Source organism: Streptomyces lunaelactis (assembly GCF_003054555.1).
Taxonomy (GTDB): Bacteria; Actinomycetota; Actinomycetes; order Streptomycetales; family Streptomycetaceae; genus Streptomyces; species Streptomyces lunaelactis.
This window is the reverse complement of record NZ_CP026304.1, coordinates 956,120-966,994: the sequence shown is the minus strand read 5'-3', so window position 1 is coordinate 966,994 and position 10,875 is coordinate 956,120. Positions and strand designations below refer to the sequence as shown.

Genomic DNA, 10,875 nt, shown 5'->3' with positions numbered 1-10,875 from the left:
GGCGCTACCGCACCGAGCGACCGCGGGCTGCCGGCCCGGCCTTCTCCTCACGGCGGGTGCGCAGCAGGAGCGCGACCCAACTGCGGTATGGCGCCCAGTGATCGCCGATCCCGGCGAGCCGGCACGCGTCGGAGGCGTCAGGATCGCCGAGGCCGTAGGCCTCGGCCATCGAAGCGTGGAGCCGGCGTTCATGGCGGGGGAAGACGTCGGGGTGTCCGGCGCCGCGGATGAGGATGAGCTCCGCGGAGAAGGGGCCGATGCCGGGCAGGGTCCGCAGATGAGCGAGCGCGTCATCCACTGGCATCGCGCGCAGCCGGGCGGCGTCGAGATCACCGGCGAGAGCCGCGTCGGCGAGGGCACGCAGCCGTTCGACCTTCGTCTCGGGCAGGCCCGGAACACGGCTGAGTCCGCGCAGGACCAGCGGGGTGGGGAAGGCGTGCAGCGACTCCCCGGCGACGGTGACGCGCTGTCCATGGTGCTCGGCGATGCGCGCCTTGATCGCGGCGGCCTGGACCATCCGGATGCGGTGGCCGATGACCGCCCAGGCCGCGGCCTCGTACGGCGAGTAGAAGCACACCGGCCGCAATCCCGGGTACTCCGCGATGAGTTCGGCGACGACGGGATCGCCCTCGGCGAGCCGTGGGAAGGCGCTGCCGTCGACGTCGAGCGAGAGGATGCGGGCCAGTTGCGCCCGCACCCCGCTCGTACCGTCCGATTCCGCAGATGCCGTGCCCGCCGCGTCATTGCCCGGATTCCCGCTGTGCACGGTGACATTGGCCCGTACGGTGCCCTCCGGACTCTGCGCCTGCCTTACCTCCGCGCTCACCGTCGAGCGGCCGTCGTCGGCGGGAAAGGCCAGGCGCAGCACCCTGCCGTCCGAGGCGTCGCGGTACCCGGCGGGTGTAAAGCTCTCCAGGAACCGCAGGCTCGCCGCGAGTGAGAACGGCCCGCGCGGGGTGATGACGACGGTGGCGGTCATGGTCAGCCTTCGTGCGTAGTGATGGCGTAGCCCTCAGGGCCGACGAACGTGAACATCCTGCCGAACGGACCATCCTCGGGTGCCTTGACGATGGGGATCCCGGCGGCGTGGAGCCGGTCGTGCAGAGCCTGCGCGTCAGTGGTCCGGAACCACAGGGCGACCCCGAGGCCGGGCCGCTCGACGGCGTCGAGATCCCCTCCCGGCAGCGGCTCGCGGACGGCGAACGGAACCGGCTCGGTGGCGAACACCACCGCCCCGGGCGGCGAGACAGGCGCCCGGCGCAGCCCGAGATGCCCCTCGTAGAAGGCGGCAGCCGCTTCGACATCGCGCACCTGCAGAGCGATGAAGTCCGGCCCGCTGACGGTGGCAGTCATAAGTACTCCTCGATCATCGGGTATGTCAGGACTTTGACATAAGGAGAAGATAGACGGCGCCGCGCTTACATGTCAAACTCCTGACATGCATGATGGGACCCCCTCCGGCCAGGCCCCGGCCGCCGACGTGACCGAGCGCCTGGGATACCGCCTCAAGCGCACCGCCGCGGCCCTGCGCGGCGCGATGGACAGAGCACTGCGTGAGTACGGCATGACGGTGCCGCAGTACGCCTGCCTCGAACTCCTCGACCAGCGCCCCGGCCTGTCCAACGCCGAGCTGGCCCGCGGCACCTTCGTCACGCGGCAGTCCATGAACGTCGTCCTTCGCGGACTGCAGGACGCCGGCCTCATCACCCGGCCGGCCACCACCGACCGCGGCCGCGCTCTGCCCGCCCACCTCACCGATGAGGGCCACCGTCGCCTCGCGGCGGCACGCTCCGCCGTCTACGCCATCGACCAGCGCATGACCGACGCCGTCCCGGAGCGACGTCTCGCCGAGCTCCTCGCCGACCTCGACCGCATGGCGGCGGCACTCGAGGGGATGCCGGCCCGGACGGTCTCGGCCATGTAGGCGAGCCGCACGAGACGCGGACGCCGGCTGAGCTCCGGGGCGGGCGGATGTTTCCGGGGCGACGCGGATGTTCCGGGTCGAGTGGATGAGGAGTACGTTTGATTACATGATTACATCCGAAGAACAACAGGCGTTGCGCGGCTGGTTCTCCGGTCGGTTGCCGGACGGGCTCTTTCTCGAGCTCGTGGACGTGACGGTCGACCGCGAAGAGATCACGGTCATCGGCCGGATCCCCGGACCCGAGCTGAGTGCCGAGGCGTCCCAGGTGGAGCGCGACGCGGCTGTGGAGGGACGTATCGCGGAGTTCCGTGAGCGGACCCGTGACGACCGCATCGCCGTAGCGCGAGAGGCCGAGCGCAAGTTCCGGCGGAAGGTGTCGTGGGGCGCCGAGTGCGACGGCGTACGAGCCATGTACACCACGGTCTCCGCACCGGTGATGACCCGGCTTCGCCAACCGGAACGCCAGGTGCTGGACACCCTCATCGCCGGCGGCGTCGCGCGCAGCCGCAGCGATGCGCTGGCCTGGTGCGTCCGCCTGGTACAGAAGAACGCGGACGAATGGCTGAGCGACCTGCGTCAGTCCCTGGAGGACGTCCAGAAGGTCCGCGCGCAGGGCCCTGACACGGACTGACTTCTGGTCGCGTCGCGCTCGGGATTGTTCACGATGCCGGGCCCTTCAGGACCGCCGCGCGACGATCGCACTGCAGCGAGGGCTGCCGTCCGGCAGCCGGCCGAGCTCCGCCAGCGGCACCAAGTCCACCGCGAACCCTGCCTGCTTCAGTTCGTCCAGCACGTCGGACAGCCGGAAGGTGCGGTAGTACATGATGAAGCGCGGATGCCACAGCACATTGCGTACGCGCATCACCAGGTCGAATCCCCACAGCGTCCAATAGAGCCGCGAGCCGGCCCGGGGCGGTGCGGGAACGGGAAAGACGAACCGGCCGCCGGGCCGCAGCACTTCACGCACCTGCGCGAACAGCGCGGGCCGTTCGCCGGGCAGGAAGTGGCCGAACGCCCCGAAGCTCACGGCCAGATCGAACACCGGCCGGAAGGGGAGCGCGCGGGCGTCGGCCCGGACCCAGCTCAACGCCGGTCCGCCCGGGGCCCCCGGGACGGTGGACCTGGCTTCGGCGAGCATGCCCGCGCTGAAGTCGACGCCGGTGACACCTTCCTCGCACAGCTGCCGCAGCACACCGGCTCCGGCTCCGGTGCCGCAGCAGATGTCGAGTCCACTCCGGAACGGCCCGAGCGGCCGTACGGCGTGGACCACCGCGTCCAGCACCTGATCCGGTGTCCGGAAGGGAGTCTCGTCGAACTTCGGCGCGAGCAGGTCGTAGCCGCGCTCCGTGGACGAGAGCGCCTGTACGGCGAGTTCGCGGAAGGTGGGGCCCTGGGGGGTGAACATCAACGATCAGAGTAACGACACACGGGAGGGTCCGCAGGGGATACCCGCCGTCCCGGCCGCAGGGGTGCCCGCGGCCTCGATCGGGTAGTGTTGCCGACTCCAGCAGGGACGTATTGAGGAGGTGAGACCCATTACCGCTGTAGCAGGCTGGGTGCTCTCATCTCGTGGTCGTGCGGTCCATCAGGCTTAGCTGACCGGGAGAGTGCCCTTCGGTATCCGAAAGGCTCGCATGTCGGTCTCTCCGTCCCCTCTCCCTCTCCCTCTCTCCGCCATCGTCACCAGGCTGCGCGCCGCCGGTTGTGTCTTCGCCGAGGACGAGGCGCGGTTGCTCATCTCCACGGCACGGACTCCGGCCGCCCTCGACGGGATGGTGGACCGGCGGGCCGCCGGTCATCCCCTGGAACACGTGCTCGGCTGGGCGGAGTTCTGCGGCCTGCGGGTGGCCGTGGACCCCGGGGTCTTCGTACCCCGCCGCCGCACCGAATTCCTCGTCACCCAGGCTGCGGCCCTTGCCCGGCCGGACGCCGTCGTCGTCGACCTGTGCTGCGGCTCGGGCGCGTTGGGCGCGGCCCTGGCCGCGGACCTGGAGCCGGCCGCGCTGTACGCCGCCGACATCGACCCCGCCGCGGTGCGGTGCGCCCGTCGCAATGTCGCCGGTGCCGGTGGCCAGGTGTACGAAGGTGATCTCTACGAGCCGCTGCCCCCCGCGCTGCGGGGCCGCGTCGGCATCCTGCTCGCCAATGTGCCGTACGTACCGACCGACGAGATCGCGCTGCTGCCCACGGAGGCCCGAGTGCACGAGGCGCGGGTGGCGCTCGATGGTGGCGCGGACGGTCTGGACGTTCTGCGGCGGGTGACCGCGGCAGCACCACAGTGGCTGGCGCCCGGCGGCCACCTGCTGTTCGAGACGAGCGAGCGCCAGGCGTCGCGAGCCGTCGCGACAGTCGCCCGCAGCGGGCTGGTCCCGCGATTGGTCAGCTCCGAGGAGCTGTACGCCACCGTCGTCATCGGAACCAGGCCTGACCCGGGTCCGGGGTCACGGGTTGCTGAGTGAACGGCCGCGGTACGGGCGCCGATGCCGGCCCCCGTCTCCGCCCGGCCTTCCCTTTCTCCGTCCGCCCCGGCATCATAGTCAATAAGTTGAGTAATCGGATTGTTGAGTATTAGTCATCAGGAGGAGCCATGGAGACCGCTGAACGCTTCCGCGCAGCCGTCGAGAAGCGGGATCTCTCCGCGGTGGACGCGCTGTTCACCGAGGACATCCGCCTCTACAGCCCGGTGAAGTTCACCCCGTTCGAGGGCAGGCCGATGGTGCGGGGGCTCTTCGGTGTCCTGCTGCGCACCTTCGAGGACTTCCGCTACGTCGGACAGTTCGAGGGAGCGGCCGAGACCAGTACGGACGGCGAGGAAGCTCCGTCGGAGATCCTCCTCTTCCGGGCAACCGTGAACGGCAAGCAGATTCACGGCATCGACCTCCTCCAGTTCGACGAGGCGGGCCGGATCAAGGAGTTCACCGTGATGGTCCGTCCGCAGTCCGCGGTGCAGGCCCTGGGCGAGGCGGTGCTGGCCGGTCTGGTCGCGGACGGGCTCGTCCCCGGGGCAGCCGACCGCTGACCGGTACGGACGGACGGTGGCGGAGAGAGGCGAGTGGGGGAGTGCCCCGGCGTGGTCAGGTCTGCGGCGGCCTGTCCTGGTCCGGGTTCTCCAGAGTCACCGCACGTCGCCCGGTCCGCATCCGCACGGGCGGCAGGCGGACCGGGTAGGTCCTGAGCCCGCGCATTGAGGGGCGCACCTCGTCAAAGGCCCACGTTGACGCGCAGTACGTCCGGCGGGCTCCGCAAGAAAGGCATATGCCAATCATGATTCTGCCGCAGGGCTCGATCCCAACGGGAATGCAGTGGAGACCCAAACGCTTTTGGAACCAGATATTCCGGGCGATCGGTTTCGATTCGACTTGATGTTTGAGTAGGGTGTGGATCGCTGCCGGTGGATCTGTGGGATCCGGCCATGCCGAATTCGGCATGGCCAGAATGCGTATGCGGGTGGTGTCATCTGGGGGATCGGGAGGGGATCGTGGCTGCTGGCTCCTTTGAGGGGCAGTACGTGTGGCATCCGGCGGCGGACGATCGTCAGTTGGCGCGAGCGTGCATTGATGTCAAGGCCGGGCGGTACCTGAGCGCACACGACGCCCTGAAGGACGCGCGCGACGATTTCGAGGTGCGCGCCCATCGATCCCTGGTACTCGCATCCGAGGCGGCCGACTCGGACCTGGCCGAACGCTGGTTGTCGGAGGAGCCCAGTGCGGAGGCCGCGCTGCTGTGGGCGCGGGTGGCGATGCTCCGGGCGTTACGCATGGCCGATGCCCATGACCGCCGGGCCGGCACCCTCGTGGGCATCGCCCGGAGCGCGTGCGACCGGGCGGCGCAGATGCTGCCCGAGGACCCCACGCCCTGGGTGGCCCAGTTGGCACTGGCGCACCTGCGCCGGCCCCGTGACCCCGCTCCGCAAGGGCTGCTCACGGCGCCGACCGGGCCCTGGTACCTGTTCGCCCACATCCTGCGGCTCGACCCCTGGCACCGCGAGGCGCACCACCGGTTTCTGGCCTTCTACTTCGCCCGCCGCGGCGGGTCGGCGAGCGCGCGATGGGACGTCGCCCAGTTCCTGAGCCATCGCGCGCCCCCTTCGTCCCCGCTCCGGCTGCTGCCGCTGGTGGCGCTGGTCGAGGACCACGACGCGTCCGCCCTGCTGGCCGACCGTACGTGGGAGCAGCCCCAGTGGGTCGCCACGGCGACGGGGAGCTACAACAACTGGTTTCCCCAGGCTGCCGACTACCGGTTCACCCCCGTGCTCGACCTGGCCTATCTGGCGCACGCGCTGTACATGGCGAAGCGCGAATTCGAAGCACGGGAAGTCTTCACGGCGATGGGGCCGTACGCCTCGCGAATGCCCTGGAGCGCGTTCGGCGAGCCCGCGGAACAGCTGACAAGAGCGAGACGCTCGTGCGGACTCCCGATCCCCGGCGCCGCCTGATCCATCCCCCCGCCTTCCCGTGTCCGCCTCTCTATTGCTATGAGCGCAATCACCCCCCTGTCAGCCTCATGAGAAAGGTTGAGATTGTGTCCGAGCGTACATTTCTGGATCGCTCGAAAGCCCGTCACGAAGGAGCGTCCATCACCCTCGACGATGACGCTACGCTGCATGCGATGGGTTATCCGCGGAAGCTCACCCGTCGATTTCGCGCATTCGACAATTTCGCGATATCTTTCACCATCATCAACATCATCTCCGGTATCTTCTCCGCATTCGGATTCGGAATGGGTGCAGGAGGGCCGCGGATTCTCGTCTTCGGCTGGATCGGTGTGTCGGTCATGGTGCTGTTCGTCGGCGCCGCGATGGCCGAAATCGCCTCCGCCTACCCGACCAGCGGTGCGCTGTACTTCTCCGCGGGCAAGCTGGCCAAGCGGCATCGCGGCGCCTGGTCCTGGTACACGGGCTGGCTGAACTTCGTCGGTCAGGTGGGCGGGACGGCCGCCACCAACTACGCCGCCGCCACCTTCATCCAGGCGTACCTCGCCATGCAGTGGCCCTCGTACGAGGCGTCGGAGCAGCGCACGGTCGGCATCGCGGCGGTGATCCTGCTGCTGCAGGCGTTGGCCAATACCTACACGGTGCAACTGGTTGCCCTGGTGAACCGAATCTCCGTGTGGTGGCTGCTGATCGGGATGGTGGTGATCGTCTCCTCACTCGTCGTGATTCCCTCGCACCATCAGCCGGCGTCGTTCATGACCCACTTCGTGAACAACACCGGATTCAGTAACGGCATGTACGCGGCAATGCTGGGTCTGCTCGTCACCAGCTGGACGTTCACCGGCTTCGACGGCAGTTTCCACATGTCCGAGGAGACCGTGAAGGCAACCGTCAACGCGCCCAAGGGCATCATGCGCGCGATCGCCTGCTCCGCGATCACCGGACTGATCCTCATGCTCGCCCTGGTGTACGCGATCCGCGATTACGCCGCTACGGCGAGTTCGTCGGCGCCGCCGGTGCAGGTTCTGATCGACGCGCTCGGCATGGGCACCGCCAAGCTGCTCCTGTTGATCGTGATCGGCGCCATGCTGTTCTGCGGTCTGGCCAATATGACCAGCAATACCCGCCAGATCTTCGCCTTCTCCCGCGACGGGGCGATGCCAGGCTCCCGCTGGTGGCATTCGGTGTCCTCCCGTACGCGCACCCCGGTCAAGGCTGTATGGCTCGCCGCGGCCTGCCCCATGGTGCTGATCGTGCCCGGCTGGTGGTCGCACACCGCCTTCACCGCCATCGTCAGCGTCAATGTCGTCGGGCTCTTCCTCGCCTACGGCGTGCCCATCTTCCTGCGGCTGCGTCTGGACGACTTCGAGCCCGGACCGTGGAATCTCGGTCGCTACGGCAAGCCGGTCGCGGGGGTCGCCGTGACCTGGATCGTGATCAGCAGTTTGCTGTTCATGCTGCCCCAGGTCTCCCCGATCACCGCCGGCTCGTTCAACTACGCGCCGATCGCCCTGGGAGTGGTGCTGCTCATCGCCACCGTGTGGTGGTTCGCCACCGCCCGCAGGCGCTTCCACGGACCTGTCAGCTACGGGAGCCCCGACGAAGTGGCCGCCATGGACCTGATCTGATCCACACCGCACCCTGCCGGCGCGGCCGCACACCGCGGCTGCGCCGGCCCCCATCGGAAGGGACGAACAGAAGGTATGCACCCCCTCGGCGAAGCCCCCCAGCAGCGCTCCACCAGCCGGGCCACCACTCCCGCCACCACTCCCACCGCCGTTGACGCCGCCGGGCTCACCGTGACCCGCGCCTCGTTGGACGAATGGCACCAGGTGGTCGAGTGGGCCGCCGAGGAGGGGTGGAATCCCGGCAGCGGTGACGCGGCCTCCTTCCACCCCACCGATCCCGCCGGGTTCTTTGTCGGCCGCCTGGGCACCCGTACCGTCTCGGCGGTCTCGGTCGTCAACTACTCCGAGCAGTTCGCTTTTCTGGGCTACTACCTGGTCCATCCCGACCTCCGCCGGCAGGGACTCGGCCTGGCCACCTGGCGCGCCGCCGTTCCGCACGCCGGAGACAGGACCATCGGCCTGGACGCGGTGCCCGCCCAGGAGGACACCTACCGGCGCTCGGGGTTCACGTCCGCAAACAACACCATTCGCTACGGCGGCCGCCCCGAGCGGTCCGGCACCTCGCCGGCGGGAGTCGTGCCCATCGCCACGGCCCAGCTGGAAGCGGTCGCCGCCTACGACCGGCAGTGCTTCCCCACCGAGCGGTGCGCCTTCGTCGGCCGCTGGCTGACCGCCGCCGGGCACACCACGTACATCCGTCAGCGCGACGGGAACATCGCCGGTTACGGCGTGATCCGGCCCTCCCGCGACGGCCACCGCATCGGCCCCCTGTTCGCCGACACCCGCGAGGACGCCGAAGCACTCTTCGACGCCCTCACCGCCCGGCTCGGCCCGGACGAGGAAGTCTGCCTCGACATCCCCGAACCGCGGCAGGCGGCCTGTGCTCTCGCGACGGCCCGTGGCCTCACGCCCCAGTTCCACACCGTGCGCATGTACACCGCGCCGGTCCCGCAGAACTGGCTGGACCGGACCTACGGCGTCACCAGTCTCGAACTCGGATAGCTCGGATCGGGACCGTGTCCAGGTGCGGCATCTCAGCGAGACTTGATCGTTGTTCTGGCCGCGGCGCCGTTGTCCGTGTAGCGTCTTTCACAGCTGTCATGGTTCCGAAGTACCGTTCGCCCGTGAGCGCGAGTTCACGGGCGTTTTGCTGTTCAGAGTCTCTGAGGACCAGGGCGATCACCTCCGGCTCCCGCGCGGTGCGGGAACCGACTACGAGTCCCCTTGGAGGACAAATGGCTACCGGAACCGTCAAGTGGTTCAACTCGGAAAAGGGCTTCGGCTTCATCGAGCAGGACGGTGGAGGCCCCGACGTCTTCGCCCACTACTCGAACATCGCCACCTCGGGCTTCCGTGAGCTCCAGGAGGGCCAGAAGGTGACGTTCGACGTCACCCAGGGCCAGAAGGGCCCGCAGGCGGAGAACATCCTCCCCGCCTGAGGCTGAACCAAGCAGTGTGCCCGCACCCCGCAACGGGTGCGGGCACACCGCGTCCACCCGTCGGCGCGCGAAGGACGAACCCGTGGGCCAAGCCCCTGATGTGACCGATGCTCCCGCTGAGAACCGGTACGAGGCCCGCCTCGAGGGCGCCCTGGCCGGCATCGCGCAGTACATCCGTACCTCGGAGCTGATCGCCTTCGTGCACACCGAGGTCGAGACGCGGTACGAGGGACAGGGCATCGGCGGTGCCCTGGTCAAGGCCTCCCTGGACGAGGCACGCGCCGCCGGGATCGCAGTGCTCGCGGTCTGCCCCTTCTACTCCGGCTGGATCGCGCGGCACCCCGAGTACCAGGACCTCCTCTACGAGAACAAGAGCCGGGTCAGCGACTGACCGGGGGCACGCAGGACGCGGTCGAGGGTCCGAGCGCGCACAGCACGCCTGCCGGGCATGGGCCGCTGCCCGTCAGGCATGGCGGCCCGGCATCATCGCGCCGGCTCCCGCACGGGGGCGTTGTGCCGGGCGTGCGAGAGGAAGCTGCGGGCTGCACGGCTGAGCGGCGCGCGCGGGTGCGCGATGCCGACGGAGCGCAGCATCGGCGGGGTGAAGGAACGGACCTCGACGCGGTGGCCGAAGGCCCGTAACACCATGTCCCGGTACCAGATCAGCGAGCCCCGCCCGTCCACCACGCTGGTCACCCAGGCGAGCCGCTCATCCACCTCGACCACCGCCACGGGACGCACCCCGAGCCGGCCGAACATCGCCTCGAGCTCCATGCGCCGGCCCGTGCCGGGCGTCGGCAGGACCATCCGCAGACCGCCCAGCATCCGGAACGGAATCGGGTCGGGCAGTCCGGAGCCGGGCGGGGATATCAGCACGACCTCGCGGTCCTGGAGGTGGTGCGTGGACAGGTCCTTGTCGACGGGAAGATCGACCAGGCCGAGCTCCGCCGCGCCGTCGACCAGGGCCCGTACGAGCGCCTCGCGGCTGTCGTGCTGAAGGAGGCGTACGGCGATCCCGGGATGGCGTTCGGCGAAGGAGGGCACCAGGTCGGCGGCGAGGTCGAGGGAGAGGGTCGGGGTGGCGGCCACGCTCAGCGTGGCGCGCGAACCGCTGGCGTGCGACGGGCGGATGTCCTCTATCGCTTCCACCGCGTCGAGGACGGTCCGGGCGAGGCGCACTACACGGGTGCCCTGCGGGGTGAGGGTCGCCCGGCGGCCCCTGCGGTCCAGGAGCGTCACACCCAGATCGCGCTCCAGGGACTGGATGGAGCGGGAGAGGGCGGGCTGGGCGATGTAGACGGAGCCTGCGGCGGCTGTGATGGAACGGCAGTCCGCAACGGCGACGAGGTAACGCAACTGCTGCAGTGTGGGGGTCATGTGCGGACGTTAGCCGCCTGACTGTGCGGCTGTAAGAGGCACTCAGGTCAACAAATACTGCTCCGCGCAAGGGAG

Annotated in this window: 13 protein-coding genes; 9 read left to right on the top strand and 4 right to left on the bottom strand. The window is 69.2% G+C overall.

Annotated elements, in window-relative coordinates; all coding sequences use genetic code 11:
* Positions 1–4 precede the first annotated feature (4 nt).
* Positions 5–979, bottom strand: a complete 975-nt coding sequence (locus SLUN_RS04200) for a DNA-3-methyladenine glycosylase family protein (RefSeq protein WP_108147208.1) — start codon at positions 977–979, stop codon at positions 5–7.
* 2 nt (positions 980–981) lie between these two features.
* Entirely contained in the window at positions 982–1,353 is a 372-nt protein-coding gene (locus SLUN_RS04195) for a VOC family protein (protein WP_108147207.1), read from the bottom strand.
* Between the two features lie 85 nt (positions 1,354–1,438).
* Between SLUN_RS04195 and SLUN_RS04190 the strand changes: the two genes are divergently transcribed.
* Both SLUN_RS04190 and abmR read left to right on the top strand, forming a co-directional pair.
* Positions 1,439–1,924, top strand: a complete 486-nt coding sequence (locus tag SLUN_RS04190) for a MarR family winged helix-turn-helix transcriptional regulator (protein ID WP_108147206.1) — start codon at positions 1,439–1,441, stop codon at positions 1,922–1,924.
* Positions 1,925–2,030: 106 nt separating this feature from the next.
* Positions 2,031–2,555 carry an ATP-binding transcription factor AbmR gene (abmR, locus tag SLUN_RS04185; protein ID WP_108147205.1) on the top strand — a complete coding sequence of 175 codons (525 nt, stop codon included), beginning with the start codon at positions 2,031–2,033 and terminating at the stop codon, positions 2,553–2,555.
* 45 nt (positions 2,556–2,600) lie between these two features.
* On the opposite strand, the gene SLUN_RS04180 is transcribed toward abmR, so the two are convergent.
* Entirely contained in the window at positions 2,601–3,329 is a 729-nt protein-coding gene (locus SLUN_RS04180) for a class I SAM-dependent methyltransferase (RefSeq protein ID WP_108147204.1), read from the bottom strand.
* 229 nt (positions 3,330–3,558) lie between these two features.
* Between SLUN_RS04180 and SLUN_RS04175 the strand changes: the two genes are divergently transcribed.
* From SLUN_RS04175 to SLUN_RS04145, 7 genes are all read left to right on the top strand, one after another.
* The gene (locus SLUN_RS04175; RefSeq protein WP_108147203.1) at positions 3,559–4,383 is read left to right on the top strand and encodes a putative protein N(5)-glutamine methyltransferase; all 825 of its coding nucleotides are present in this window, start codon (positions 3,559–3,561) and stop codon (positions 4,381–4,383) included.
* 128 nt (positions 4,384–4,511) lie between these two features.
* A complete protein-coding gene (locus SLUN_RS04170) occupies positions 4,512–4,943 on the top strand; it encodes a nuclear transport factor 2 family protein (RefSeq protein ID WP_108147202.1) in 432 nt (143 codons plus the stop codon).
* 459 nt (positions 4,944–5,402) lie between these two features.
* Positions 5,403–6,359: a hypothetical protein gene (locus tag SLUN_RS04165; protein ID WP_108147201.1), complete on the top strand. Its 957-nt coding sequence runs from the start codon at positions 5,403–5,405 to the stop codon at positions 6,357–6,359.
* A gap of 173 nt (positions 6,360–6,532) precedes the next feature.
* Complete coding sequence (locus SLUN_RS04160) at positions 6,533–7,984, top strand: amino acid permease (protein ID WP_108154516.1); 1,452 nt, start codon at positions 6,533–6,535, stop codon at positions 7,982–7,984.
* Between the two features lie 75 nt (positions 7,985–8,059).
* Complete coding sequence (locus tag SLUN_RS04155; RefSeq protein ID WP_159100178.1) at positions 8,060–8,986, top strand: GNAT family N-acetyltransferase; 927 nt, start codon at positions 8,060–8,062, stop codon at positions 8,984–8,986.
* A gap of 233 nt (positions 8,987–9,219) precedes the next feature.
* On the top strand, positions 9,220–9,423 hold the full coding sequence (locus SLUN_RS04150) for a cold-shock protein (protein ID WP_108147200.1): 204 nt from the start codon (positions 9,220–9,222) through the stop codon (positions 9,421–9,423).
* A gap of 82 nt (positions 9,424–9,505) precedes the next feature.
* Positions 9,506–9,814, top strand: a complete 309-nt coding sequence (locus SLUN_RS04145; protein WP_257153659.1) for a GNAT family N-acetyltransferase — start codon at positions 9,506–9,508, stop codon at positions 9,812–9,814.
* A gap of 92 nt (positions 9,815–9,906) precedes the next feature.
* On the opposite strand, the gene SLUN_RS04140 is transcribed toward SLUN_RS04145, so the two are convergent.
* Positions 9,907–10,800: a LysR family transcriptional regulator gene (locus SLUN_RS04140; protein ID WP_108147198.1), complete on the bottom strand. Its 894-nt coding sequence runs from the start codon at positions 10,798–10,800 to the stop codon at positions 9,907–9,909.
* Positions 10,801–10,875: the final 75 nt, after the last annotated feature.